General features: G+C 34.8%; 26 protein-coding genes. 22 read left to right on the top strand and 4 right to left on the bottom strand.

What is annotated here, in order from left to right; translation table 11 throughout:
• Positions 1-11 precede the first annotated feature (11 nt).
• Genes BUB82_RS07055 through BUB82_RS07045 form a run of 3 tightly spaced genes read left to right on the top strand, consistent with a single transcriptional unit; the run spans position 12 to position 4,145 of the window.
• Positions 12-1,277 (top strand): TolC family protein, encoded by a 1,266-nt coding sequence (locus BUB82_RS07055; protein WP_083574490.1) that lies wholly within the window; start codon positions 12-14, stop codon positions 1,275-1,277.
• Positions 1,278-1,279: 2 nt separating this feature from the next.
• On the top strand, positions 1,280-2,506 hold the full coding sequence (locus BUB82_RS07050) for a permease (protein ID WP_073192904.1): 1,227 nt from the start codon (positions 1,280-1,282) through the stop codon (positions 2,504-2,506).
• 10 nt (positions 2,507-2,516) lie between these two features.
• Positions 2,517-4,145, top strand: a complete 1,629-nt coding sequence (locus BUB82_RS07045) for an efflux RND transporter periplasmic adaptor subunit (RefSeq protein ID WP_073192903.1) — start codon at positions 2,517-2,519, stop codon at positions 4,143-4,145.
• Positions 4,146-4,177: 32 nt separating this feature from the next.
• Here the strand turns inward: BUB82_RS07045 and BUB82_RS07040 are convergent, their stop codons facing one another.
• Together BUB82_RS07040 and purN are read right to left on the bottom strand one after the other, a co-directional pair.
• Positions 4,178-4,792 (bottom strand): ribonuclease H1 domain-containing protein, encoded by a 615-nt coding sequence (locus BUB82_RS07040; protein ID WP_073192902.1) that lies wholly within the window; start codon positions 4,790-4,792, stop codon positions 4,178-4,180.
• Positions 4,792-5,373, bottom strand: a complete 582-nt coding sequence (purN, locus tag BUB82_RS07035; RefSeq protein WP_073192901.1) for a phosphoribosylglycinamide formyltransferase — start codon at positions 5,371-5,373, stop codon at positions 4,792-4,794. Before purN ends, BUB82_RS07040 begins: the two co-directional genes overlap by 1 nt.
• A 154-nt stretch (positions 5,374-5,527) precedes the next feature.
• On the opposite strand from purN, the gene BUB82_RS07030 reads away from it, so the two are divergent.
• The 5 genes from BUB82_RS07030 to pyk are packed head-to-tail and all read left to right on the top strand — an operon-like array spanning position 5,528 to position 9,745.
• Positions 5,528-5,761, top strand: coding sequence for an acyl carrier protein (locus tag BUB82_RS07030; protein WP_073192900.1), 234 nt, complete (start codon positions 5,528-5,530; stop codon positions 5,759-5,761).
• Positions 5,762-5,770: 9 nt separating this feature from the next.
• Positions 5,771-7,021, top strand: a complete 1,251-nt coding sequence (fabF, locus tag BUB82_RS07025; RefSeq protein WP_073192899.1) for a beta-ketoacyl-ACP synthase II — start codon at positions 5,771-5,773, stop codon at positions 7,019-7,021.
• 12 nt (positions 7,022-7,033) lie between these two features.
• A complete protein-coding gene (gene rnc / locus BUB82_RS07020) occupies positions 7,034-7,786 on the top strand; it encodes a ribonuclease III (RefSeq protein ID WP_073192898.1) in 753 nt (250 codons plus the stop codon).
• Between the two features lie 47 nt (positions 7,787-7,833).
• Positions 7,834-8,313 carry an IPExxxVDY family protein gene (locus tag BUB82_RS07015; RefSeq protein WP_073192897.1) on the top strand — a complete coding sequence of 160 codons (480 nt, stop codon included), beginning with the start codon at positions 7,834-7,836 and terminating at the stop codon, positions 8,311-8,313.
• A 1-nt stretch (position 8,314) separates the two neighbouring features.
• A complete protein-coding gene (pyk, locus tag BUB82_RS07010) occupies positions 8,315-9,745 on the top strand; it encodes a pyruvate kinase (protein WP_073192896.1) in 1,431 nt (476 codons plus the stop codon).
• Between the two features lie 51 nt (positions 9,746-9,796).
• Here pyk and rsmI read toward each other — a convergent pair whose 3' ends face one another.
• Together rsmI and BUB82_RS07000 are read right to left on the bottom strand one after the other, a co-directional pair.
• A complete protein-coding gene (rsmI, locus tag BUB82_RS07005) occupies positions 9,797-10,468 on the bottom strand; it encodes a 16S rRNA (cytidine(1402)-2'-O)-methyltransferase (protein WP_073192895.1) in 672 nt (223 codons plus the stop codon).
• Positions 10,461-11,567: a hypothetical protein gene (locus BUB82_RS07000; RefSeq protein WP_073192894.1), complete on the bottom strand. Its 1,107-nt coding sequence runs from the start codon at positions 11,565-11,567 to the stop codon at positions 10,461-10,463. The genes rsmI and BUB82_RS07000 overlap by 8 nt, the downstream gene beginning before the upstream one ends.
• Positions 11,568-11,668: 101 nt before the next feature.
• Here BUB82_RS07000 and BUB82_RS06995 point away from each other — a divergent pair, with 101 nt between their 5' ends.
• The 14 genes from BUB82_RS06995 to BUB82_RS06930 all read left to right on the top strand — a co-directional run bounded on the left by BUB82_RS06995 (position 11,669) and on the right by BUB82_RS06930 (position 25,814).
• Positions 11,669-12,307, top strand: coding sequence for a thymidine kinase (locus tag BUB82_RS06995; RefSeq protein ID WP_073192893.1), 639 nt, complete (start codon positions 11,669-11,671; stop codon positions 12,305-12,307).
• On the top strand, positions 12,307-13,410 hold the full coding sequence (alr, locus tag BUB82_RS06990; RefSeq protein WP_073192892.1) for an alanine racemase: 1,104 nt from the start codon (positions 12,307-12,309) through the stop codon (positions 13,408-13,410). Before BUB82_RS06995 ends, alr begins: the two co-directional genes overlap by 1 nt.
• A 341-nt stretch (positions 13,411-13,751) precedes the next feature.
• A complete protein-coding gene (gene amaB / locus BUB82_RS06985) occupies positions 13,752-15,305 on the top strand; it encodes an L-piperidine-6-carboxylate dehydrogenase (RefSeq protein WP_073192891.1) in 1,554 nt (517 codons plus the stop codon).
• A 221-nt stretch (positions 15,306-15,526) separates the two neighbouring features.
• Positions 15,527-16,522, top strand: a complete 996-nt coding sequence (locus BUB82_RS06980) for a beta-ketoacyl-ACP synthase III (RefSeq protein WP_073192890.1) — start codon at positions 15,527-15,529, stop codon at positions 16,520-16,522.
• Positions 16,523-16,541: 19 nt separating this feature from the next.
• Complete coding sequence (gene accB / locus BUB82_RS06975; RefSeq protein WP_073192889.1) at positions 16,542-17,045, top strand: acetyl-CoA carboxylase biotin carboxyl carrier protein; 504 nt, start codon at positions 16,542-16,544, stop codon at positions 17,043-17,045.
• 31 nt (positions 17,046-17,076) lie between these two features.
• A complete protein-coding gene (gene accC, locus BUB82_RS06970; protein WP_073192888.1) occupies positions 17,077-18,456 on the top strand; it encodes an acetyl-CoA carboxylase biotin carboxylase subunit in 1,380 nt (459 codons plus the stop codon).
• A 214-nt stretch (positions 18,457-18,670) separates the two neighbouring features.
• A complete protein-coding gene (gene thiL, locus BUB82_RS06965) occupies positions 18,671-19,723 on the top strand; it encodes a thiamine-phosphate kinase (RefSeq protein WP_073192887.1) in 1,053 nt (350 codons plus the stop codon).
• Positions 19,724-19,829: 106 nt separating this feature from the next.
• Entirely contained in the window at positions 19,830-20,159 is a 330-nt protein-coding gene (locus tag BUB82_RS06960) for a HesB/IscA family protein (protein ID WP_073192886.1), read from the top strand.
• 11 nt (positions 20,160-20,170) lie between these two features.
• Positions 20,171-21,616 (top strand): Fe-S cluster assembly protein SufB, encoded by a 1,446-nt coding sequence (gene sufB / locus BUB82_RS06955; protein WP_073192885.1) that lies wholly within the window; start codon positions 20,171-20,173, stop codon positions 21,614-21,616.
• 13 nt (positions 21,617-21,629) lie between these two features.
• Complete coding sequence (locus BUB82_RS06950; protein WP_073192884.1) at positions 21,630-22,031, top strand: hypothetical protein; 402 nt, start codon at positions 21,630-21,632, stop codon at positions 22,029-22,031.
• A gap of 1 nt (position 22,032) precedes the next feature.
• Positions 22,033-22,791, top strand: coding sequence for a Fe-S cluster assembly ATPase SufC (sufC, locus tag BUB82_RS06945; RefSeq protein WP_073192931.1), 759 nt, complete (start codon positions 22,033-22,035; stop codon positions 22,789-22,791).
• Positions 22,792-22,807: 16 nt separating this feature from the next.
• Positions 22,808-24,121 (top strand): Fe-S cluster assembly protein SufD, encoded by a 1,314-nt coding sequence (sufD, locus tag BUB82_RS06940; RefSeq protein WP_073192883.1) that lies wholly within the window; start codon positions 22,808-22,810, stop codon positions 24,119-24,121.
• Positions 24,122-24,171: 50 nt separating this feature from the next.
• Entirely contained in the window at positions 24,172-25,410 is a 1,239-nt protein-coding gene (locus BUB82_RS06935; RefSeq protein WP_073192882.1) for an aminotransferase class V-fold PLP-dependent enzyme, read from the top strand.
• Complete coding sequence (locus tag BUB82_RS06930; protein WP_073192881.1) at positions 25,407-25,814, top strand: META domain-containing protein; 408 nt, start codon at positions 25,407-25,409, stop codon at positions 25,812-25,814. The genes BUB82_RS06935 and BUB82_RS06930 overlap by 4 nt, the downstream gene beginning before the upstream one ends.
• Positions 25,815-25,816: the final 2 nt, after the last annotated feature.

Genomic DNA, 25,816 nt, shown 5'->3' with positions numbered 1-25,816 from the left:
ACGACAAACTTATGTTTAAAATACATCACATAAAATCCATACCAATTTCAATTCAACTTGTGCTTATAAGTGTTTGGCTATGTTTTAGTTTTAATTTAAAAGCGCAATCTCTTGAAGAATTAAAAACTATTGCCGCTGAAAATAATTTAGCTTTAAAAGCTCAATACAAAACTTTTGAAGCCCAATTAGAACAAGTGTCGCAGGCCAAATCCTGGCAAGACCCCAATTTGAGCTTTGGCTATTTTATCAGTCCGATTGAAACTCGGGTGGGACCACAAATCGCAAGATTTTCACTGACACAAATGCTGCCTTGGTTCGGAACCTATAAAGCCAAAGGCGATATCGCATCATATAGAGCTGAAGCTGAATTTGAAAAGTTTCAGAATCAAAAATTGAAATTATATCTCGATGTTGCTGAAAAGTATTTCGACCTTTCTGCGTTAAGACACATCACCGAATTGGAAGCCGAACAACTTCAAATTTTAGAAGATTTGAAATCTATTGTGGAGTCGAATTACGAAAACAACAAAGCAAATTTGGTGGATATTTTAAGAGTTGAACTTCAAATAGACAAACAAGCCAATGTGCTTCAGGTACTGAAAGACCAAGATGCTGCAATGGTTGCACAACTCAATCAATTGATGAATCGACCGTTGAAAACACCCATTCTCATTTCAAATCCAAAACAAATTTTGGAGCAAAAAGAAATCGTAGAAACGGATTCTATTTCCAGTAATCATCCGCGATTGAAAGCCATTCGTAATTTACAAGCATCCAACAAAGCGGAAAGTCTGTTAGCCAAAAAGCAAGCGATGCCGCAGTTTGGGTTGGGCTTGGATTACGCCATTATTCAAGATCGAAATGTGATGTCGGCAGATGCTGGACAGGATGCGATTATGCCTATGCTTTCGGTGAGTTTGCCCATTTTTGGAAAGAAAAATAAGTCCAGAAAAAAACAAGCTTCACTCCAAGGCGAATCCCTTCAGCTTCAACTGGAAAACGAAGAAACACAGATAGCTACAGAAATTCAAGTCGCTCAATACCAATGCGATGAACTTTATAGTCTTTTGGATTTATATAAGCAGCAACTTTTGCGTTTAAAAGACATATTACAACTTTCAGAAACCGCATTAGCCAATGCCTCCATGGAAATTGAAGAAGTACTACGTCTACATGAAGAACGTTTGCTTTATGAAAAACAATGTGCTAAAACTTTGGCGAAACTTCAAAAAACAAATGAAACTTTAATTTACCTCACCTCAAATTCAGCATTATGAACATGGATGCTTTTTTAGAAAATTGGGGGAATGCAGCGAATACGGCCTTAGGATTTTTTTGGATGGCGCTTTGGGCTTTTATTTTGGGCTATGCGTTGAGCAGTCTTATCCAAGTCTTTGTGACCAAGAAAAACATGCAAAAAACCATGGGAGAATCCGATGCCAAATCTGTGCTTTTTGGAACTTTCTTTGGCTTTATCAGCAGTTCGTGTAGTTTTTCTGCTTTAGCGACTACCAAATCGCTTTTCCAAAAAGGAGCAAGTTTTGTGTCGTCTATGGCGTTCTTGTTGGCTTCAACCAACTTGGTGATAGAACTCGGAATCGTGATTTCCATCTTTTTGGGTTGGCAGTTTGTGGTTGGTGAATACGTCGGAGGGATTTTGCTCATTCTCATCAGTTGGCTATTGGTTGGGTTAATCAATCCCAAATCTATCATTTCAAAAGCTAGAAAAAACCTTGGTGAAGCAGAGAAAGAAAAAGCCGATTCTAACCCCATTTCAGAAAAATTAAGAAATACAACCAATTGGGTAAAAGTTGGGAAACAATATGGCATGGAATGGAAAATGGTCTGGAAAGATGTCACTATCGGTTTTACCATTGCCGGGATAATTTCTGCTTTTGTGCCAGATGCTTTCTTCCAAACTTTATTCATCAACACAGGAGAAGGACAAAGCAGTTTTGGTTTTTTCACACTGTTAGAACATGTTATTGTTGGGCCTTTTGCCGCTTTTATCACCTTTATTGGTTCGATGGGAAATATACCTTTGGCGGCTTTGCTTTTTGGAAAAGGCGTTAGCTTTGCAGGGGTTATGGCATTCATATTTAGCGATTTGGTGGTGTTTCCAGTATTGAGAATCAATGCTAAATATTACGGTTGGAAAATGTCACTTTTCATACTTTCTCTTTTGTTTACGGCATTAATCATCACATCATTGGTCTTGCATTACAGCTTTGAAGTGTTTGATTTAATTCCAGATTTTACATCAAATAATATTTCAGAAAAAGAACATTTTCAATTTAATTACACCTTTTTCATGAACATCGGATTTTTAATCATCTCGGGGATTTTAGTCTATCTGGGTTTCTTTTCAAAACAAAAAGACATTTCCTATATGAAGGAAATGGCCCCTAAAAGTCCACTTTTGGAGAAGGTTTTAAAATACCTTGCTTTTGTAAGTTACTTCTGGTTAGCAGGTGGAATTTTAGTCAAATATATATTCAATTTTTAAACAACTTAAAATGAACAATAAATTAAAAACCTTTAGTATTGCAGGGCTTATTCTAGTCCTAGGTGTCTTTCTTGGCGCTATTTTGTTTTCTTCAGAAGACAATAAAGAAGCACACGATCATTCTCAGGCGCAGGCAGATGAGACCGTTTGGACCTGCTCCATGCATCCGCAAATTCGTAAAGATGAACCTGGAGATTGCCCCATTTGTGGAATGGATTTGATTCCGGCATCTTCAATGGAAGATGATGTCGATCCAGATGCCATCAGGATGAGTAAAACCGCACGTAAATTGGCACAAGTCGAAACCATGTCTGTCGGTAACGAAGACCAAAAATCGAGCATGAATTTCTCTGGTCGCTTAGAAGTTAATAAGGATAATACATCGTCTATTTCTGCTAATTTTAAGGCGCGAATTGAACGTTTGTACATTAACGAAGAAGGCGAAGAAGTGCAAAAAGGGCAAGTCATCGCCGAATTGTATGCGCCAGAAATTCAGGTTTTAAAAGATGAATTGGAGTTAGCCACTCGACAGGAAAATGATGTTCTTCTGAAAAGCATCACCAGAAAAATTGAAAACTATGAGCTTTCCCTTAGCGACATTCAATCTTTAGAAAATGGAACCTTAAAATTGAGATCTCCCAAAAATGGAATGATTTCAAGTTTGAATGTACAACAAGGCGATAATGTAAAAGCCGATCAAAATTTGATGAGTATTGCAGATTTATCAACGCTTTGGGCGATTGTAGATGTGTACGAAAGTGATTTAAATCGAATTAAGAAAGGCGACGAGCTTAGAGTTTCTATTCCTAATGAAGAAAATTTGACCGGGAAAGTGGTTTTTGTTTCGCCTGTTTTGGACGCCAATTCTAGGTCGGCCAAAGCGCGAGTAGTTATCAATAATCCGTTTCGAAACTTGAAGCCAGGGGTGTTTATAACGGCTGAGTTAACGAATACAAAATCAGAATCTACTGAAAACCAAGTTTTGATGGTTCCAAAATCGGCTGTGCTCTGGACAGGCAAACGTTCGGTGGTGTACCAAGAATTGGAAAATGAAAACGGCGTGTATTTCAAAATGAAGCAGGTGGAAACGGGTTCTTCTTCATCAGATTTTATTGAAATCTTATCTGGTTTAGAAGCAGGAGATGAAGTGGTAACCCGCGGCGCTTTCAGCATAGATTCGGAAGCACAACTATCTGATAAATCGAGTATGATGAATCCTTCAAAACCTCATCGAGAAATTGAAATTGCTGAATCTGACCTTTCCAATAGTAATTTAGAGCAATTACTTTCGAAATATCTTGAATTGAAGAATATTTTGGTTCAAGATAATTTTAGTCAAGCACAAGGAAGCTTTAAGGACTTTATTTCAATTTTTAAGGAACAAAATTCAAACCTCAATATTCAACAAGACTTTAAAAATATTGAAGCCTTAAGAGAAGAATTTCAACTCATTTCTCAAATAATGATTAAAATCGTTAAAAAAGCTGAAGGTTTACCTAAAACAATATACATCCAAAATTGTCCGATGGCAGATGATAATTCAGGAGCAGATTGGTTGAGTTATTCAGATGCAATTCGTAATCCTTACTTTGGTTCAGCAATGCTTAAGTGTGGCAGTGTGATAGATTCTCTTCAATAGGATAAATGTAATTATAAGACTTATTTAAATCATTATTTACGTCCAAAATCCGCTGGAATTTCGCCCCATTCTTTTGTATTCCATTTTAAAATCTGAGTATTATAAGTGTTTTTTTTAAGCCAATGTTCAGCTCGCATGATGAGGTCAAATAATTTTTGATTTTTTTGATTTCTCGCTAACTTAGTTTTACATTTCTTTTGTTTCACCCAACTGATAGCAATTTTAGAATCAGAGTAAATTGCTGCGTTGCTTTTTTTAGTTTGTAGAAAGGCTAAACCATGGACTAAGGCTAAAAACTCTCCAATGTTGTTAGTGCCTTGAGCAAATGGACCAATATGGAATAATTGAGCCTTGGTTTTAGTTATGACACCGCGATATTCCATTTTTCCAGGATTTCCACTTGAGGCGGCATCTACTGAAATACTATTAAAATTGATTTCAGAAAGTACTTTTGAGGATAAATTTTGCTTAGATTTCTTATAATTAAAAAAACCTTCGTTGTAAGCTTGATTTGCTTCAGTTTTAGTTTTGAAGGATTTATATTTGGCATTTGGGTAATTATTTATCATCCGTTTGCAAGTGTTCCAAGAGTCATAAATTCCTGGCTCCCAACCATCCCAAACCACATAAAACTTTTGCTTTGCCATTAACTTAAAAGCTTGTGAATTTCTTTAGGGAAATGCTTGTATTCTAAACTGTGAATTTTTTCAGCAAGGGTTTTATGATTGTCATCGCTTGCAACATCTAAATGATATTGTGCAATAATTTCGCCCTCATCATAAACTTCATTCACATAATGTATAGTGATCCCACTTTTTGTTGCACCATCTTTGATAACTGCTTTGTGAACTTTTTCTCCATACATACCTTTACCACCATATTGTGGTAATAAAGCAGGATGAATATTAATAATTTTTTTAGGAAATGCTTTGATGAAATTATCAGGTATTTTCCATAAAAATCCCGCAAGAACAATTAAATCTGGTTGAAGCGCTTCAATGTAATCAAGTAATTCAGTGGTTGAATAGAAGGATTCTTTATCAAATTGAATGGCGGTAATACCCAAATCATTGGCCTTTTTTAAAACTTTAGCCTTAGCATTATTCGAAAAAATATGGCTAACGCTAATTCCTTCAACTTTATTGAAATAATGATAAATATTGATGGCATTAGTACCGTTTCCTGAGGCAAAAATGACAATTTTCTTCAGTTTTTTTGGTTGTTTCATCTTTAAATGGACGTTTCTAAAAGTGGTCTAATAGCAACAAATATCTGCTTTTAAGATCAATCCTTGTAATTTTATTCACATTTTTTTAATTAAAACTTGTTTTAAAATAAAGTTTTTTATTTTTGCTGACTGATAACATAAAACATAAAAAATCATGTCAGACATTGCATCAAGAGTAAAAGCAATTATCGTTGACAAGCTAGGAGTTGACGAAAACGAAGTTGTTACAGAAGCTAGCTTTACAAACGACTTAGGTGCGGATTCTTTAGACACCGTTGAATTAATCATGGAGTTTGAAAAAGAATTTGATATTCAAATACCAGACGATCAAGCAGAAAACATCTCAACAGTAGGTCAGGCCGTAGCTTACATTGAAGAGGCAAAATAATTTAATTTAATGGAACTAAAGCGAGTTGTTGTTACAGGTCTTGGTGCACTTACACCTATAGGTAATAATATTTCAGAATACTGGGATGGACTTATTGCTGGTAAAAGTGGTGCTGCGCCTATAAGTTATTTTGATACAGAACACTTCAAAACAAAATTCGCTTGTGAAATTAAAAATTTTGACACTAAAGCTTATTTTGATAGAAAAGAGCTCAGGCGTTTAGATAAGTTTGCCCAATATGCCATGGTTTCTTCAGACGAAGCTATTGCTGATTCGGGAATAGATTTAAATAATGTTGATAAGTATAGGGTTGGTGTAATTTGGGGTGCTGGAATAGGTGGTTTAGAGACATTTCAAAATGAAGTGATGAGTTACGCTAAAGGCGATGGTAAACCGCGTTTTAATCCATTCTTTATCCCTAAAATGATTGCTGATATTGCCCCAGGTAATATTTCAATCAAACATGGGTTTATGGGGCCAAACTATACAACTGTTTCAGCTTGTGCTTCATCAGCCAACGCATTAATAGATGCGTTAAATTATATCAGACTTGGCTACAGTGATGTCATTGTTTCAGGCGGAAGTGAGGCTGCAGTTACAGAAGCTGGTATGGGAGGTTTTAACTCTATGCATGCTTTATCAACTCGAAATGAAAGTCCAGAAACAGCCTCAAGACCATTTGATGCTAACAGAGATGGTTTTGTTTTAGGTGAAGGTTCAGGTGCTTTGATTTTAGAGGAATATGAACATGCTAAAGCTAGAGGAGCCAAAATATATGCTGAAGTTGTTGGTGGCGGACTATCTTCTGATGCTTACCACATGACTGCACCACATCCTGAAGGTCAAGGTGTTATTGCTGTGATGAAAAACTGTCTTAACAATGCAGGTTTAAAACCTGAAGATGTTGATGCTATTAACACTCACGGTACTTCAACACCATTAGGAGATGTGGCCGAGTTAAAAGCGATTAAAGAAGTCTTTGGTGAACACGCTAAGAATATCAATATAAATTCAACCAAGTCAATGACAGGTCATTTGTTGGGAGCAGCTGGTGCTATTGAAGCTATTTCTTCAATTTTAGCAATGCAAAATGGGATTGTTCCTCCAACAATAAACCACTCTCAAGCCGATGAAAATATTGATCCAGAGCTAAACTTAACACTCAATAAACCTCAGAAACGAAATATCAAGGTTGCTTTGAGTAATACTTTTGGTTTTGGTGGTCATAATGCTTGTGTGGCTTTTAAGACTTTAGAATAATTAATTCATTTTATGAATTTCTTACAAAACTTATTGTCAAAATCCCGTTCTGAAGCGAACGGGATTTTTTTTGCTTCACTTGAGAAAATATTAGGTTTTAAACCAAAAGCCTCTAATTATTATTTACGAGCATTTACGCATCGTTCAATGCAAGAGAAAAATGAATTTGGACATCCCGTGAATTACGAAAGACTCGAATTTCTAGGTGATGCTGTATTAAGCACGGTAATTTCAACCTATTTGTTTGAAAATTCTCCAGATGGTAATGAAGGTTATTTAACGGTTATGCGATCAAAAATAGTAAGTCGTAAAAACTTAAATCAAATAGGTCATGATCTCGGTTTAGTAGATTTATTAATAACTAATATGCCAGAACACCAACACGGTAAAAATATTTCTGGTAACTTGTTTGAAGCTTTAATCGGCGCAATTTATTTAGATCGAGGATTTAAGTTTACAGAAAAATTTATCCAAAAACATTTAATTTCAGCTTATGTTAATCTTTCAGAACTTGAAAAGAAAGTAACTAGCTATAAAAGCCTCATTATTAAATGGTGTCAGAAACATAAATTTGAGTTCGATTTTTGTACCAAAGCTGATGATGGTAAAGATCATGAAAAACATTTTTCTGTTTGTTTTTATATTAACAACGAACTCGTTTCAAAAGCCCGAGAAACTTCAAAGAAAAGAGCAGAAGAAAAAGCAGCTAAACGCGCATATTATGCTTTGCAAAACAAAATTGAAAGTAAAAGTTTAAACATTTAAGCCTTCTTAAACTATTTCAATCTTAGTATATTTACACTAAAAATAAATTGTATAAGTTAAAATCACTCGTATTAGAAGACGATTTTAAGTTAATTGGTATTCACACGTCATTAGAAGCTTATAAGTTAGCCTATCTGATTAATAAGCATTTTAGTATCAGTTTTGAAAGAGCAACTTATGATTTAGATATGACTTATAAAGATAGTTTTGCACATTTTCCACTATTCAATTATTACGACCAAAATTGGGATTGTGACATGTATTTAATTGCTAATAAATTTAGCGATGATGTCCCTAATTTAAAAAGTTCAGGTTCTCTATTTGATGAGGCACAAACCGAAACTCAAACGTTTTACCTCTTTAGTAGTATGAAACATATTGATTACTTTATTAAAGTTGAAGATGAATTAGATATATTTGACAGCCAACATATTTTAAAGACTATAAATTCTATAGGCCGTATTAAAAAAGCTTATTTAATCAACAACAAAAGCATAAAAAATCCTGAATATTTAATTTTTAAATAAAATGAAGACAACAAAAAAAACAAAGATAGTTTCAACCTTAGGTCCAGCAACTAGCCAAAAAGATGTTTTAAAGGCTATGATGGAAGAAGGCGTTAATATTTTTAGAATTAATTTTTCTCATGCTGAATACAGCGATGTACGTGAACGCGTGAAAATGATTAGAGGCCTCAATGAAGAATATGGCTTTAATGTTGGTATATTAGGAGATTTACAAGGCCCTAAACTTCGTGTTGGTAAAATGAAAGACGAAGTAGTTGTAGAAAAAGGTGACCGTATAAGCTTTGCAACAGGTAAGGAGTTTGAAGGTACGAAAGATCGGGTTTACATGAATTACGAAACCTTTCCGCAAGATGTTAAACCTGGTGAGCGTATTTTACTTGATGATGGTAAATTGATTTTTGAAGTTGTTAAGACCAATAAAAAAGATGAAGTTTTAACCGAAGTTGTTCAAGGTGGACCTTTACGTTCTAGAAAAGGCGTTAACTTACCAAACACAAAAATTTCATTGCCTGCTTTAACTGAAAAGGATGTTAAAGACGCTATTTTTGCTTGTGAATTAGAAGTTGATTGGATTGCACTTTCATTTGTACGCTATGCAAGCGACCTTAAAATTTTACAAAAATTGATTGCAGAAAACAGCGATCATAAAATTCCTATTATTTCAAAAATAGAGAAACCTGAAGGTGTTAAAAATATTGATAAAATTATTGCTTATTGCGATGGTTTAATGGTTGCAAGAGGTGATTTAGGTGTTGAGGTGCCAGCTCACGAAGTACCGCTTATTCAAAAGCAACTCGTGCTTAAAGCTAAGCAAGCCAGAATTCCAGTTATTATTGCTACACAAATGATGGAAACCATGATTACTAGCTTAACACCAACACGTGCCGAAGTTAACGATGTTGCTAATTCAGTCATGGATGGTGCAGACGCTGTAATGCTAAGTGGCGAAACTTCAGTTGGTAAATATCCAGTTCAGGTAATTCAAAAAATGGCTCAAATTGTTAAAAGTGTCGAGAACTCACCGCTTATTCGTGTTCCTCATGAAGCACCACATATAAAAACCAAACGCTATATCACAAAATCAGTATGTTATCATGCTGCTGTTATGGCAAATGAAATTAATGCAAGTGCTATTTGCACATTAACCAATAGTGGTTATACGGCGTTTCAAATCTCAGCATGGCGACCACAATCACATATTTTAGCTTTTACCTCAAACAAACGAATTTTAACCCAATTAAGTTTACTATGGGGCGTTAACGCTCAGTTTTATGATAAATTTGAAAGTACTGATCAAACCATTGAAGATGTAAATACAATTGCTAAAGAGAAAAAGTATGTTGAAAAAGGCGACTTTACAATTAACTTGGCTTCAATGCCAATTGAAGCAAAAGGTATGGTAAATACACTTCGCGTTTCTGAAATAGATTAAAAGATAAATAGTAATAAATCATCAAACACTGCTTTTAGAAAGCGGTGTTTTTTATGATTTACCAGAAACAACAATTACAAATTCACCTTTTGGTGTTTGAGTTTTAAAATGTGTGATTAACTCTATTAAACTGCCATTTATAGTTTCTTCATACAGCTTTGTTAACTCTCTTGATATTGAAGCTTGCCTATTTTCGCCTAAATATTTGGCTAAATGCTCCAAAGTTTTTAAAATTTTGTAAGGTGATTCGTACAAAATCATTGTCCGCTGTTCTTCAGCAAGAATGTTTAAACGTTTTTGCCGACCTTTTTTTATAGGTAGAAAACCTTCAAATATAAATTTATCATTCGGTAAACCGCTATTAACCAATGCAGGAACAAAAGCTGTAGCGCCTGGTAGACAATCAACAGAAATTTTATGCTCAACACATGCGCGACTCATTAAAAATCCCGGATCAGAAATCGCAGGCGTACCTGCATCAGTAACCAAGGCAAATTGCTCACCTTGTTTAATTCGCGCGATGATTTGCTCAGTTTTTTGGTGTTCATTATGTTGGTGATAACTCAACATTGGCGTTTCAATAGCATAATGCTTTAACAATTTACCCGTAACGCGCGTATCTTCAGCCAAAATAAAATCGACAGATTTTAAAACTTCAACGGCTCGAAACGTCATGTCTTTCAAGTTGCCAATTGGTGTTGGAACAATAAATAATTTAGGCATCAAATTTACGTTCTATAATAGTTAAAAAGCGTTCGTAAACTTCTGGCTTCTGCTCAAAGCTTGGGTATTCTGGCTTGATTGTTAATTCGATAAATGATTTAGCTTCATCAAATTGACTAAAAGAATCTAATTGTGAAAGTACACGGTTATAATCTTCAACTTTGCCGTCAAATAATTGTTTCGTAAAAGCTAATCGATCATTTAAACCTATTTTGATGCCTTTTTGAAGTTGATCGTTTAATGATTTCTTTTCCTGTTGAAATAAATCTAAGGTACGCTTAGGTGTTGAGGATTTATCTTCAACATTGCGTTCCTTTTTGTCTTGCTCGGTTGGTGATTCGTTCTTAGTTGAAGTTTCCGAAGCCACCTCTTTTGTAGAGCTATCGGTTGGCTCTTTAGGTGTTTTTTGTTGACTTGAATCAGTAGTTTCAGTTGGCTTGTTTTGGCTTGAGTCTTCAGCTGGTTTAGGTTCAAAGTCTGGCAAATCGTCAAAATGAACACCGAAATCTTCTTCTAAAGACGAGGATTTGTTTGATGAATCTCTAAGGTCATCAACTTGATTTTGATCTAAATTTTCTTCAGAAGTTGCATCGCTATTATTTCCTTCATTAGATGTTGTTTCATTGTTATCAAGATCGTCATTGTTATGGCGACCGTCGTCATTACTAATTTTAGATTCACTTGAGTTACTTGGCTGTTTTTCTTTAGTTTGCCCTAAATCTTCACTCGTAAGTTTTTGAAACTGTGCCATTAAATAATCAACTTGCTCGGCTTCTGGTGGCATTTGAGAGACAATGTCTTTAATTTTTTCAGTATTAGGCTCAGAGATCGCATCTTCATTATATTCGGTGCCATCAGGATATTTTTGATCACCATCATCATCAAAATCTTCATATTGTTTGAAGTAAGCCTCAGTAAACTCTTTTTTACCTATCGTTGGTCTTATTCCACCAAAATGTTGTTCAGCAAATGATAAAACTGAAAGTTTTTCATATAAAATACTAGCTTCTTTTTTTAATTGATGAATATCAGCCCGACTTTTTAACTTTAAAATTCTGTGTGCTAGACTTATTAACTCGTCTTCTAAAACTTTCTTCATAACTTTTAGCGTTTCGCCTTGTTATAGCGCTTAAATTTTTACTAATTTTAGCAATTAATAGTGATTAATTTCAACTTTAATTTAAACGCCTAAATTACAAAATGTTTCTCGAAAATACAGTAAATCCAGAAGAGCAATTTGGTTGGATAGAAGTTATTTGTGGCAGTATGTTTTCGGGTAAAACCGAAGAGTTAATTCGCCGGTTAAAACGTGCCCAATTTGCCAAACAAAGAGTTGAAATCTTCAAGCCACAGATAGATACGCGTTATGATGATGAAAACGTTGTCTCTCACGATGAGAATGAAATTCGCTCTACACCAGTGCCTGCGGCTGCTAATATTAGACTTCTGGCAGATGATTGCCAAGTGGTAGGCATTGATGAAGCTCAATTTTTTGACGACGAAATTGTAAGCGTTTGCAACGACCTTGCTAACAAAGGTATTCGCGTTGTTGTGGCTGGCTTAGATATGGATTTTAAAGGCAACCCTTTTGGGCCAATGCCAAATTTAATGGCTACTGCAGAATATGTAACTAAAGTTCATGCAGTGTGTACACGAACAGGGAACTTGGCGCAATACAGCTACCGAAAAACAAGCCAAAGTGATATTGTTTTACTTGGTGAGACTGAAGCCTACGAACCATTAAGTCGCGCTGCTTTTTATAAAGCCATGAATAATGAAAAACTTAAAACTATTGAAGTCAATAATTCTGAGGAAATCACTAAAGATTCAACACACTAATGCCAGTTAAAGAAACTAGACTCATTATTAACCTAAACGACCTAGCTTTTAATTATGCTGTTATAAAAGAAAAGCTAAAGCCAGAGACCAAAATAATGGGTGTTGTAAAAGCTTTTGCTTATGGTACAGACTCTGAAGTTGTAGCTCAAAAATTAGTCGATTTAGGCGTTGATTATTTAGCGGTTGCTTACATTGAAGAAGGTGTGAGATTACGCAAATTTGGCATAACAATTCCTATTTTAGTATTTTATCCGCAAGTAGAAGAATTAAAACAATTACTTACCTACAACTTAACGCCTAGTATTTATAATTTTAGATATCTAAAAAAATTAAATGCAACTTTAAACAAAGAAGACATTGAAGACTTTCAAATACATATTAAAATAAATACAGGTTTAAATAGACTGGGTTTTGACTTAAATGAGCTTGAAGCAATTTATAATGAAATTAATCAGTCTAAACGCATAAAAGTTGTGGGCTTATTTTCGCATTTAGCAGCCTCAGGAAATGCGAAAGAAGCTAAATTTACGCAATCACAAATTGAAAAATTCGAAATTGCTAAGCGTTTTTTTCAATCTAAATTCGACCAAAAACTAATAGCGCATTTGTGCAATTCAAGTGGCATTTTTAACTTTCCTGAAGCAGAATATGATATGGTTCGTGCAGGAATTGCTCTGTATGGTTATGGCAACAACACAAAAGAACACGAGCAACTTCAACCAATTTCAAGTTTAAAAACAGTGATTACCCAATTAAGAAGCATTCAAGTTGGTGAAAGTGTTGGCTACGAACGTTTATTTAAGGCTTCACGAAAAACAAAAGTGGCCACCTTACCACTAGGTTATGTAGATGGTATTGCACGACAATTTGGTAATTTAAAAGCCGAGGTGCTAATTAATGGTAAAACGGCACCAATTATAGGTAATGTCTGTATGGACACAATGATGGTTGATGTTACAGATATAGAATGTAAAGAAGGTGATCACGTCACTATTTTCGGAAAAGAACATTCTGCACTAAAGTTTGATAAGCTTCAGCAAAGTATTCCATACGAAATTATCACACGCATTTCACAACGTGTTACAAGAGTTATAGAGTCTTAAAGATTTCAACAAAGTGCACCGCTGCACTACATAGATGTTTAACCAAACCACAAGCTTAGAGTTTGTGGTTTTTTTTGATGTTATGCTTTAAATGATTTCAATTTAACCCGACTTATTTGTTAGAACTTTGTGATGAGATTTAAAAATACAATAAAATCAGCTGATTTGGAAGATTTAGCATTGCACAGCTATGGTAAATCTGAAAACTCCAATGAAATGTTGATTTTGAAGTAGTTTAAGGTCGTAATAGATTTTCTGATGCATAAGTCTGGTTTAAAGCGCCTAAAAATTGTTACTTTCGCATTAAATTATTTAATAATCGATTAAAATTTGAAAATAATATGAGTGAAATTGCCAAAAACTTCGGAATTGATAAAGCCTTTAAAGAATTAGGCTTAGAACACGAAAATAAAGGAACATCAGTTGGAACTGATTTTTTTGCTAATGGCGAAACAATCGAATCTTACTCGCCAGTTGATGGTGCTTTAATTGGTAAAGTTCAAGCAACGACAGAAGCAGATTATCAAAAAACTATTGAAACAGCTCATAAAGGCTTTTTAGAATGGCGAAAATGGACGGCTCCAGCTCGTGGTGAAGTGGTTCGCCAATTTAATGATGAGCTCAGACGCTTAAAAGAACCACTAGGAAAATTAGTGTCTTATGAAATGGGTAAATCTTATCAAGAAGGTTTAGGAGAAGTTCAAGAAATGATTGATATCTGTGACTTTGCCGTAGGTTTATCACGTCAACTTCATGGTTTAACAATGCACTCAGAACGTCCAGGACACCGCATGTACGAGCAGTGGCATCCTTTAGGTGTGGTTGGTATAATTTCAGCCTTTAATTTTCCTGTAGCTGTTTGGTCTTGGAATACAGCTTTAGCTTGGGTTTGTGGAGATGCTTGTGTTTGGAAAGGTTCAGAAAAAACACCACTTACATCGGTAGCATGTCAAAAAATTGCTGCTCGAGTATTTGAGAAAAACAATGTGCCAGCTGGCGTTTCGTCTTTAATAACAGGTGATTATAAAGTTGGTGAATTAATGACAAACGATAAACGTATTCCATTAGTTTCAGCAACAGGCTCAATTAGAATGGGTAAAATTGTTGCTCAAGCTGTAGCTAAGCGCTTAGGTAAATCTTTACTAGAATTAGGTGGAAATAATGCCATTATCGTAACACCAGACGCAGATATTAAAAATACGGTTATTGGTGCTGTTTTTGGAGCTGTAGGAACTTGTGGTCAACGTTGTACTTCAACTAGACGTTTAATTATACACGATTCAATTTACGATAAAGTAAAAAATGCAATTGTAGATGCCTACAAGCAAATAAAAATTGGAAACCCATTAGATGAAAATAATCACGTGGGACCATTAATTGATCAAGATGCTGTAAAAAATTATCAACATGCTTTAGAAAAAGTTGAAGCTGAAGGCGGTAAGGTTTTAGTTGAAGGCGGTGTTTTAGAAGGTGAAGGTTACGAAAGTGGATGCTATGTTAAACCAGCCATAGCCGAGGCAGAAAATCATTTTGAAATTGTTCAGCACGAAACTTTTGCACCAGTATTGTATATTATGAAATATTCTGGTGATGTTGAAAATGCATTAGAATTACAAAATGGCGTTGTACAAGGCTTGTCATCTGCAATTATGACTAATAACCTTAGAGAGGCCGAAAAATTCTTATCAGCTGAAGGCTCAGATTGTGGTATTGCTAATGTAAACATTGGAACATCAGGTGCTGAAATTGGTGGTGCATTTGGCGGTGAGAAAGAAACCGGTGGCGGTCGCGAATCTGGCTCAGATGCTTGGAAAGTTTACATGAGACGTCAAACCAACACCATTAATTATACAACAGAGTTGCCGCTTGCGCAAGGCATAAAATTTGATTTATAAGTTTTATTTAAAAGCCGATGAAATATCTCATCGGCTTTTTTATTTAGATATTTTAATAAGCAGAAGAACACTTTTTTGGTGTTAATTTGAATAGTATTAAGTCAATGTTAAATAATTGTTTAGCTAGTTTTTTGTGTAACAACAAAAAACATTTTACTTTGCAGTGTTTTTTAGTTTGTGAAATTAAAACCTATTTAATTTTGCAATAAAATAATCTTTATATGAGTCAAATTAAAGCAGCAATTACAGCTGTAGGTTCTTTTGTTCCAGAGCATAAACTAACCAATCAAATGCTCGAAGAAATGGTAGATACCAATGATGATTGGATTACCACAAGAACAGGAATTAAAGAAAGAAGAATATTAAAAGAAGAAGGTAAAGGTTCTTCTTATTTAGGGATTAAAGCTGTTGAAAATCTAATTGATAAAACAGGTTTAGACCCTTTAGAAATTGACCTTGTTCTTTTTGCAACAGCTACGCCAGATATGCCAGTAGCATCATCCGCTGCTTATTTAGCGACTCAAATTGGCGCTAAAAACGCCTTTTCATATGATTTGCAAGCTGCTTGTTCTAGCTTTTTATTTGGGATGTCAACAGCATCAAGCTATATTGAGTCTGGACGTTATAGGAAAGTACTTTTAGTTGGTGCCGATAAAATGTCTTCAATTATAGACTATACGGATAGAGCTACCTGTATTATTTTCGGAGATGGTGCAGGCGCTGTTTTGTTTGAGCCTAATTCTGAAGGCCTAGGTTTACAAGACGAAATCTTGAGAACTGATGGCATAGGCCGTGAATTTTTGAAAATAGATGCTGGTGGTTCACAATTGCCTGCAAGTGAAGAAACCTTGAAAAACAAACAACACTTTGTTTTTCAGGATGGTAAAGCCGTTTTTAAATTTGCAGTGTCTAATATGGCAGATGTGAGCGAAAAAATAATGTTAAAAAACAACCTCACTGCGAAAGATGTTAACTGGCTAGTTGCACACCAAGCCAATAAGCGAATAATAGACGCCACATCAAAACGCATGAATTTAGATCAAGATAAAGTACTTATGAATATTCAGCGTTATGGAAATACGACTTCAGCAACGCTACCTTTATTACTCAGTGATTACGAAAAACAATTAAAAAAAGGCGATAACATTATTTTTGCAGCATTTGGTGGTGGATTCTCTTGGGGATCTATTTACTTAAAATGGGCTTATAATGCTTAAGTCTAAAATACCTTAAACTATGGATATTAAACAAATTCAGAATCTTATTAAGTTTGTCGCTAAATCAGGCGCTAGCGAGGTCAAGTTAGAAATGGACGACGTTAAAATCACCATCAAAACCGGCTCTGAAGATTCAGGAGAACGTGCTGTTATACAGCAAGTTCCGATGGGGATGCCTCAGCAACAAGTAATACCTCAGCAACAACAGCCCGTACAGCCTGCAGCTCAACAAACTCAAGCAACGTCAGAATCTGCAAACAATGAAGCAAAAGAAAATGACAAGTACGTTACTATAAAATCACCAATTATAGGGACATTTTATAGAAAACCTTCGCCAGATAAACCAGCTTTTGTTGAAGTAGGCGACTCGGTTAATGAAGGAGATGTACTTTGTACAATCGAAGCGATGAAGCTTTTTAACGAAATTGAAAGTGAAATTTCAGGTAAAATTGTGAAAGTTTTGGTTGATGATTCATCACCAGTCGAGTTTGATCAGCCATTATTTTTGGTAGATCCGTCATAAATTCACTTTCCCCATAAACAAAACAACGCCTATGTTTAAGAAAATTCTTATCGCCAATCGTGGCGAAATAGCCTTACGTGTCATTAGAACATGTAAAGAAATGGGCATCAAAACAGTGGCAGTATATTCTACTGCAGACAAAGAAAGCCTTCACGTTCGTTTCGCAGACGAAGCGGTTTGTATAGGTCCAGCAGCTTCAAGCGATTCGTATTTAAAAATACCAAGTATAATTTCTGCTGCTGAAATTACTAATGCTGATGCCATACATCCAGGCTACGGTTTTTTATCTGAAAATGCTAATTTTTCAAAAATTTGTGCTGAACACGATATCAAGTTTATCGGTGCCTCAGCTGATATGATTAGTAAAATGGGAGACAAAGCCACAGCAAAAGAAACTATGAAAGCTGCAGGTGTTCCTTGTGTTCCAGGCTCAGATGGAATTATTAAAGATTTTCAAGAGTGTAAAAAGACAGCAAAAAAAGTAGGTTATCCTGTAATGCTTAAAGCCACTGCTGGTGGCGGTGGTAAAGGTATGCGTGCTGTTTGGAAAGAAGAAGATTTAGAGCATGCTTGGGAATCTGCACGTCAAGAAGCTAAAATTGGCTTTGGTAATGACGATATGTATATGGAAAAGCTGATTGAAGAGCCACGCCATATCGAAATTCAAATTGTTGGTGACCAAACCGGTAAGGCTTGCCATTTATCAGAGCGTGATTGCTCAGTTCAACGCCGTCATCAAAAATTAACCGAAGAAACACCATCGCCATTTATGACCGATGAACTTCGTGAAAAAATGGGTGAAGCCGCTGTTAAAGCTGCAGAATACATCAAGTATGAAGGCGCTGGAACTATTGAATTTCTTGTAGATAAACACCGTAATTTCTATTTTATGGAAATGAATACAAGAATTCAAGTTGAGCACCCGATTACAGATGAAGTTGTAGATCATGACTTAATTAAAGAACAAATCTTAGTTGCAGCTGGTATACCAATTTCAGGTAAAAATTATTACCCAAAATTACATTCAATCGAGTGCCGAATCAATGCTGAAGATCCATTTAATAACTTTAGGCCATCTCCTGGGAAAATAACAACTTTACACATTCCAGGCGGGCATGGTGTTCGCGTTGATACACATGTTTATAGCGGTTATGTAATTCCTCCTAATTATGATTCTATGATTGCTAAACTTATTGTTACTGCGCAATCACGAGAAGAAGCTATTAGTAAAATGCGCCGTGCCTTAAGTGAATTTGTTGTTGAAGGTGTTAAAACTACAATTCCGTTTCATAAGCAATTAATGAAAAATGAAGATTATGTTTCAGGAAATTACACCACAAAATTTATGGAAGATTTCGAGTTGAAACAACCCGTTAATCAAGAAGAAGATGATGATGATGACGATGAATAAATAATTTACGATTTACATATTCTAAAAACCGTTTCTATTTTGAAGCGGTTTTTTTGCTTCTGGAATCCTTTACAAACTGTTCACTTCAACTAAAACTTAAATCAAGGTGTAAGATTTCAGCTATGCAAAAAAGCTGAAGCTTTTTTCCTCTACAAGAGGTTTAATCAATTTAAATTCCAAATTTAAGTTTGCTACCTTTGTAAAAAATTAATTCATGTTCGAGAATACTAATAATAGCAAAACAAAATTGTCTGAACTTGGTGAGTTTGGTTTAATAGATCACCTAACGCAACACTTTAAAATCAAGCATACAACAAGTACTTTAAAAAGTATTGGTGATGACGCTGCTGTTTTAAAACATGAAAATGAAATAGTTGTTACCACCGATTTATTAGTTGAAGGCGTCCATTTTGATTTGGCTTATATGCCGTTAAAACATTTGGGCTATAAAGCTGTGATGGTCAATTTATCTGATGTATACGCAATGAATGCGCAAGCAAAACAAATCACAGTTTCAATTGCATGCTCAAATCGATTTACAGTTGAAGCTTTAGAAGAATTATATGCTGGCATTTCTGCAGCTTGTGAAGTTTATAATGTTGATGTTGTTGGCGGTGATACAACTTCATCTGTAAAAGGAATGCAAATTAGTATTACAGCTATTGGTGAAGCTTCAAAAGAAAATATAACTTATAGAAATGGTGCAAAACCAAATGATTTATTAGTGGTCTCAGGAGATTTAGGTGGTGCTTTTTTAGGTTTAAAAATTTTAGAACGTGAAAAAGAAGTCTTTAAAGTTAACCCAAATGCTCAGCCAGATTTAAGCGAGTACACTTATCTAGTACAACGACAGTTAAAACCAGAAGCACGTAAAGATATTGTAGAATTGTTAGCAGCTTTAGATGTTAAGCCAACAGCAATGATTGATATTAGTGATGGGCTTTCGTCAGAAATGATGCATTTGTGCAAAAACTCTAAAGTTGGTGCTAATTTATTTGAAGATAAGTTGCCGTTAGACCCAAAAGTTATTTCTACTTGCGAAGAATTTAAATTAGATAGTACAACCGTTGTTTTAAATGGTGGCGAAGATTATGAGCTTTTATTTACAATAGACCAAAACGACTTTGATAAGATCAAAGCAAATCCTCATTTAAGTGTAATCGGCCACATGTGTGATGCCTCTGATGGTATTCATTTAATCTCTCAGATGAACACTAAAATCCCAATGAAAGCAAGAGGTTGGAGTGCTATTGAAGATGAAGAATAATGAAAAGTTTTAGGCTTTTACATAAGTAATAATATTGTTAATGCATGTTGTAATTAATTCTTCAAAATGTATATTTGTAAATTAATTAGAATTAATCTAAAAACAAATGATTAAAGTAAGTGAATCAGCAAAACAAAAACTCATCTCGCTTATGGCTGAAGAAGGCTATAATACAGATGATCATTTTGTGAGAGTTGGTGTGAAAAGTGGCGGATGTTCAGGTTTATCTTACGATCTTAATTTTGACCAAAATAATCAAGATACCGATAAAATATTTGAAGATAACGGCGTAAAAATCGCCGTGAACAAAAGTAGCTTTTTATACCTTGTGGGAACCACTTTAGAATATTCTGGTGGTTTAAACGGTAAAGGATTTGTATTTAATAATCCTAATGCACAACGTACATGCGGTTGTGGTGAAAGTTTTTCACTTTAAAAAGTTAAATTATGGCGTATACAGAACATGAGTTAGAACAAGAGTTAAAAGATAAAGAATACGAATACGGCTTTTATACAGATATCGAGTCTGATACTTTGCCGCCAGGTTTAAATGAAGATATTGTTATAGCTATCTCTAAACGTAAAAATGAACCAGATTGGATGACTGAATGGCGTTTAGAAGCTTACAGACACTGGAAAACAATGGCGGAGCCTAATTGGGCCAATGTCGGTTATGAGAAGCCAGATTATCAAAATATTTCTTATTATTCGGCACCTAATAAAAAGCCTAAATACGAAAGTTTAGATGAAGTTGATCCAGAATTGTTAGATACATTCAACAAACTTGGAATTTCTTTAGATGAGCAAAAAAAATTAGCAGGTGTGGCTGTTGATGTGGTGATGGATTCAGTTTCAGTTGCCACCACTTTCAAAAAGAATTTAGCTGAAAAGGGTATTATTTTTTGCTCCATTTCTGAAGCGATTTCAGAACATCCGGAGCTTGTTAAAAAATATATAGGTAGTGTTGTTCCACCTAAAGATAATTTTTTTGCAGCCTTAAATTCTGCTGTATTTAGCGATGGTTCATTTTGTTATATTCCAAAAGGCGTTAGATGTCCGATGGAACTTTCAACGTATTTTAGAATTAACCAAGCAGGAACTGGTCAGTTTGAGCGTACTTTAGTTATTGCTGAAGAATCAAGTTATGTGAGCTACCTTGAAGGTTGTACAGCGCCAATGCGTGATGAAAATCAATTACATGCTGCTGTGGTAGAATTAGTGGCTTTAGATAATGCTGAAATAAAATACAGTACAGTTCAAAATTGGTTTCCAGGAAATAAAGAAGGTAAAGGTGGCGTCTTTAACTTTGTTACCAAAAGAGGTCTTTGCGAGAAAAATGCTAAGATAAGTTGGACGCAAGTAGAAACTGGTTCGGCAGTAACTTGGAAGTATCCGAGTTGCGTTTTAAAAGGTGATAATTCAGTTGGAGAGTTTTACTCCATCGCCGTTACTAATAACTTCCAACAAGCTGATACAGGAACTAAAATGGTGCATCTTGGCAAAAACACTAAAAGTACCATTATTTCAAAAGGGATATCTGCAGGGCAATCTCAAAACTCATATCGCGGACTTGTACAAGTGAATAAACGTGCCGAAAATGCTCGTAACTTTTCGCAATGTGATTCTTTGCTGATGGGGAATAAGTGCGGAGCTCATACCTTTCCATATATAGAAGCTAAAAATAAAACAGCTCAAATAGAGCACGAAGCTACAACAAGTAAAATTGGCGAAGACCAAATATTTTATTGTAATCAACGTGGTATTGATACTGAAAAAGCGATTGCTCTAATTGTAAACGGTTTTAGCAAAGAAGTATTAAATAAGTTACCAATGGAATTTGCTGTGGAAGCTCAAAAATTACTTGAAATTTCACTTGAAGGTTCAGTTGGATAAATATAAGTAACCTATGAAATCTGTTTTAAGTTTTTTAATCATCACCTTAACTTTAGTTGCTTGTCAATCTTCAACTAAAACTAAAGGCAAGACCGAAAATACTTCAACTTCAGCAAAAACTAAAATATATAAAGCTGAAGATTTAATTAAAGGTGAATTCATCTATGTTGACAGTTCAGCAGTCTTGAAAGGAAGTGATTTTATTTATGGCGTTGTTCTAGATGACAAAGCACAAGAGTTAATTAAAAAGACCAACGCACTTAAAACAGACCAATATGATATGTTTCCAGTCATTTTAACTGGAGAAATTATTGAAAAAAATTCAAAAGATACATGGCAGCAATGGCTTGAAATTAAAGATATTGTTGAAGTCAATGCACCAAAATCAAACCAAATACAACTACAAACGCAGTAATATGTTAAAGATAAAAAATTTACACGCCAGCGTTGAAGGCGAAGAGATATTAAAAGGAATTAATCTTGAAATTAATCCAGGTGAAGTTCACGCCATTATGGGACCAAATGGTTCTGGTAAAAGTACATTGGCTTCGGTAATCGCTGGTAATGAAGATTTTGAAGTCACTGACGGAGATATTTTATTTGAAAAGTCAAATATTTCTGAGTTGTCTCCAGATGAGCGTGCTCATAAAGGAATTTTCTTGTCATTTCAATACCCTGTTGAAATTCCAGGTGTAAGTGTTACAAACTTTATTAAAACCTCGATTAATCAAGTTAGAAAGTCTCGCGGACAAGAAGATATGCCAGCTAACGAAATGTTGAAAAAAATTAGAGAAAAATCAGCTTTGTTAGAGATGGATCGTAAATTTTTATCACGTTCGTTAAATGATGGTTTTTCAGGTGGTGAGAAAAAACGTAACGAGATTTTTCAAATGGCTATGCTCGAACCAAAATTAGCTATTCTTGACGAAACTGATTCAGGTCTTGATATTGATGCGCTTCGTATTGTTTCTGAAGGCGTTAATAGACTTAGAACTAATGAAAATGCCACTTTAGTCATTACACATTACCAACGTTTACTTGACTATATTGTTCCAGATGTTGTTCATGTATTACTAGATGGTAAAATTGTAAAAACCGGTGATAAAGAGCTCGCTAAAGAGCTTGAAGAACGCGGTTACGATTGGTTAAAAGAAGAATCTACAGCTAAGGTTTAATAAATTAAACACAATTATGTCATTAAAAGATAAACTTATATCATCTTTTTTAGCGTTTGAAGAAAACATCGACTTAGAAAACGATATTCATACGCAACGTGATTCTGCTATTAAATATTTCGAAAATACAGGATTTCCTACAAAAAAAGATGAAGCTTGGAAATACACTTCTTTAAACTCAATTTTAAAAGAAGATTATAGCATTTTCCCTAAAAAAGAATTTGCCTTAGATTATAAAGATGTCAAGAAATATTTTATTCATGATATCGATACTTATACCATTGTATTTGTAGATGGTATTTATTCTAGTCATTTATCAAGCACAACACATGATAAATTTGATGCCTGTTTAATGTCATCGGCATTAAATAAAGCAAAGTATAAATCTATAATTGATACCTATTTTAATAAAGCAACGCCAGAGGATAGTTTGGTTTCATTAAACACAGCATTCACTCGTGAAGGCGCCTATATTCGTGTACCAAAAAATGTAGCTGCTGAAAAGCCTGTACAGATTATTAACTTCTCTACAGGAAGTGAAACGGCTTTAATGGTTCAGCCACGTAATTTAATTATTGCTGAAGATGGTTCGCAACTTCAAATCATTGAGCGTCACCAAAGTTTAACCGATAATGCTGTATTAACCAATTCAGTAACTGAAGTTTTTGTAGGTAAAAATGCAAATGTAGATTATTACAAAATTCAGAATGATAAAACTTCTGCTTCATTAATTGATAGTACATACGTTAAGCAAGATCGTGATAGTGTTGCTTCGGTGCATACGTTTTCATTAGGCGGAAAGCTGACGCGTAATAATTTAAATTTTTACCAAAATGGTGAAAATATCAACTCTATCTTAAAAGGCGTCACCATTTTAGAAGATAAACAGCATGTAGATCATAATACATTAGTTCATCATCAGCAACCTAACTGTGAAAGTCATCAAGATTATAAAGGAATTTTCTCCGATAAATCGGTTGGTGTTTTTAACGGCAAAGTTTATGTAGATAAAATAGCACAAAAGACAGATGCCTACCAAAGCAATAACAATATTTTAATTGATGACACTTCAACTTGTAATTCAAAACCACAACTTGAAATTTTTGCAGATGATGTAAAATGTAGTCATGGTTGTACCATAGGTCAGCTTGATAATGAAGCTTTATATTATCTTCAAACTCGTGGTATTCCTTACAAAGAAGCGCGTGCATTACTCATGTTTGCCTTTGCAAACAATGTGCTTGACAGTGTGAAAATACCAGAAATTAAAAAAAGAATTACCAAACAAATTGCTCTAAAAATAGGTGTTGAATTAGGATTTGACCTATAATTTTAGCACATCACAATTGTTTGGGAGCGAATTTTAGAAAAAAAAAACACATGCAAACGACTTCTAAGCAGTTATTTAATGTTGAAGCAATTCGAGCTGATTTTCCGATACTCAATCGTAAAGTTAACGGTCAACCGCTCGTTTATTTTGATAATGCGGCAACTTCACAAACACCACAACAGGTTATAGATTGTATCGTAGATTATTACAGTAATTACAATGCAAATATTCATCGAGGTGTACATAGTTTGTCCCAAATTGCTACCGATGCTTATGAGAAAGCGCGTCAAAAAGTTCAGCAACATTTTAACGCTAAACATGCGCACGAAATTATATTAACTTCAGGCACAACCCATAGCATTAACCTTGTTGCAAATGGTTATGCAAAATTTATAACTGAAGAAGATGAAATTTTAGTTTCAGCAATGGAGCATCACTCTAACATTGTGCCTTGGCAAATGCTTTGTGAAAAGACAGGTGCTAAACTGAAGGTAATACCTATGAATGAAAACGGCATGCTTGAAATAGATCAATTTGAAGCCATGCTGACAAATAAAACCAAGTTAGTTTTTGTTAACCATGTTTCAAATGCATTAGGAAGTATTAACCCTATAAAACACATCATAGCAAAAACACACGAAGTTGGTGCTAAGATATTAGTTGACGGCGCTCAAGCAGCACCGCATTTAAAAGCTGATGTGCAAGATTTAGATGTTGACTACTATACAGTTTCCGCACATAAAATCTGTGGTCCAACCGGCGTGGGAATGCTATACGGTAAAGAGGCGCTTTTAGAAGAATTACCGCCATACCAAGGTGGCGGAGAAATGATTGCTGAAGTCACTTTCGAAAAAACCACTTATGCGGGTTTACCACACAAATTTGAAGCTGGAACCCCAAACATTGCTGGAGGAATCGCTTTTGGCGAAGCGCTTGATTATATGAATACGATTGGCTTTGATGTTATTGCAGCTTATGAACATGAACTTTTAGATTACGCTACAGCGCAACTTAACACTATCGAAGGTGTTCGTATTTTTGGAGCAAAACCAGAACAAAAAACTGCAGTAATTTCATTTAATATAGAAGGTATTCACCCTTATGATATGGGAACTTTACTTGATAAAATGGGTATTGCAGTTCGTACAGGTCACCATTGCGCACAACCAATCATGAACTTTTATAAAATACCTGGCACAGTTCGCGCCTCATTTTCATTTTATAATACCAAAACGGAAATTGACCGTTTTGTTGAAGGTGTAAAAAAAGCTAAAAGCATGTTGTTATGAAGTATTTAAAATCTCTAACTTTATTAATCACTATCATGTTATTTGCATGTAAAGCACAACAAATTAAAACGACTGATTTGTCTTCTGGAGAATATAATATTATCAGTATAAATAATAATGATGTTAGCCAGCATGAACTTACATTAAAAGTTAACGCCGAGAAAAACTTAATAACAGGTTATTCAGGTTGTAATAACTACAGGTTTAATTACAAAGAGTCTAAAAAGCAACTAGACTTAGGTTTTGGTGTTTCTTCAAAAATGTACTGTAAAGATACACAAGCTATTGAAGACAGTTTTTTTGAAGCTACATCTAATGTCAAGGCATTCAAACAATCGAAAACAAGTTTAGAACTGCTTAACAGCAAAGGTCAAGTTGAAGTGAAAGCGGTAAAAATAAATTAAAA

It is taken from the genome of Psychroflexus salarius (assembly GCF_900129035.1).
Lineage (GTDB): Bacteria > Bacteroidota > Bacteroidia > Flavobacteriales > Flavobacteriaceae > Psychroflexus > Psychroflexus salarius.
This window is presented reverse-complemented; position numbering and strand designations above follow the sequence as displayed.

Excerpts from the sequence above, each read along its gene's own strand:
- BUB82_RS07055 (WP_083574490.1), top strand. The coding sequence starts at position 12 with ATGTTTAAAATACATCACATAAAATCCATACCAATTTCAATTCAACTT.
- BUB82_RS07050 (WP_073192904.1), top strand. The coding sequence starts at position 1,280 with ATGGATGCTTTTTTAGAAAATTGGGGGAATGCAGCGAATACGGCCTTA.
- BUB82_RS07045 (WP_073192903.1), top strand. The coding sequence starts at position 2,517 with ATGAACAATAAATTAAAAACCTTTAGTATTGCAGGGCTTATTCTAGTC.
- BUB82_RS07040 (WP_073192902.1), bottom strand. The coding sequence starts at position 4,792 with ATGGCAAAGCAAAAGTTTTATGTGGTTTGGGATGGTTGGGAGCCAGGA.
- purN (WP_073192901.1), bottom strand. The coding sequence starts at position 5,373 with ATGAAACAACCAAAAAAACTGAAGAAAATTGTCATTTTTGCCTCAGGA.
- BUB82_RS07030 (WP_073192900.1), top strand. The coding sequence starts at position 5,528 with ATGTCAGACATTGCATCAAGAGTAAAAGCAATTATCGTTGACAAGCTA.
- fabF (WP_073192899.1), top strand. The coding sequence starts at position 5,771 with ATGGAACTAAAGCGAGTTGTTGTTACAGGTCTTGGTGCACTTACACCT.
- rnc (WP_073192898.1), top strand. The coding sequence starts at position 7,034 with ATGAATTTCTTACAAAACTTATTGTCAAAATCCCGTTCTGAAGCGAAC.
- pyk (WP_073192896.1), top strand. The coding sequence starts at position 8,315 with ATGAAGACAACAAAAAAAACAAAGATAGTTTCAACCTTAGGTCCAGCA.
- rsmI (WP_073192895.1), bottom strand. The coding sequence starts at position 10,468 with ATGCCTAAATTATTTATTGTTCCAACACCAATTGGCAACTTGAAAGAC.
- BUB82_RS07000 (WP_073192894.1), bottom strand. The coding sequence starts at position 11,567 with ATGAAGAAAGTTTTAGAAGACGAGTTAATAAGTCTAGCACACAGAATT.
- BUB82_RS06995 (WP_073192893.1), top strand. The coding sequence starts at position 11,669 with ATGTTTCTCGAAAATACAGTAAATCCAGAAGAGCAATTTGGTTGGATA.
- alr (WP_073192892.1), top strand. The coding sequence starts at position 12,307 with ATGCCAGTTAAAGAAACTAGACTCATTATTAACCTAAACGACCTAGCT.
- amaB (WP_073192891.1), top strand. The coding sequence starts at position 13,752 with ATGAGTGAAATTGCCAAAAACTTCGGAATTGATAAAGCCTTTAAAGAA.
- BUB82_RS06980 (WP_073192890.1), top strand. The coding sequence starts at position 15,527 with ATGAGTCAAATTAAAGCAGCAATTACAGCTGTAGGTTCTTTTGTTCCA.
- accB (WP_073192889.1), top strand. The coding sequence starts at position 16,542 with ATGGATATTAAACAAATTCAGAATCTTATTAAGTTTGTCGCTAAATCA.
- accC (WP_073192888.1), top strand. The coding sequence starts at position 17,077 with ATGTTTAAGAAAATTCTTATCGCCAATCGTGGCGAAATAGCCTTACGT.
- thiL (WP_073192887.1), top strand. The coding sequence starts at position 18,671 with ATGTTCGAGAATACTAATAATAGCAAAACAAAATTGTCTGAACTTGGT.
- BUB82_RS06960 (WP_073192886.1), top strand. The coding sequence starts at position 19,830 with ATGATTAAAGTAAGTGAATCAGCAAAACAAAAACTCATCTCGCTTATG.
- sufB (WP_073192885.1), top strand. The coding sequence starts at position 20,171 with ATGGCGTATACAGAACATGAGTTAGAACAAGAGTTAAAAGATAAAGAA.
- BUB82_RS06950 (WP_073192884.1), top strand. The coding sequence starts at position 21,630 with ATGAAATCTGTTTTAAGTTTTTTAATCATCACCTTAACTTTAGTTGCT.
- sufC (WP_073192931.1), top strand. The coding sequence starts at position 22,033 with ATGTTAAAGATAAAAAATTTACACGCCAGCGTTGAAGGCGAAGAGATA.
- sufD (WP_073192883.1), top strand. The coding sequence starts at position 22,808 with ATGTCATTAAAAGATAAACTTATATCATCTTTTTTAGCGTTTGAAGAA.
- BUB82_RS06935 (WP_073192882.1), top strand. The coding sequence starts at position 24,172 with ATGCAAACGACTTCTAAGCAGTTATTTAATGTTGAAGCAATTCGAGCT.
- BUB82_RS06930 (WP_073192881.1), top strand. The coding sequence starts at position 25,407 with ATGAAGTATTTAAAATCTCTAACTTTATTAATCACTATCATGTTATTT.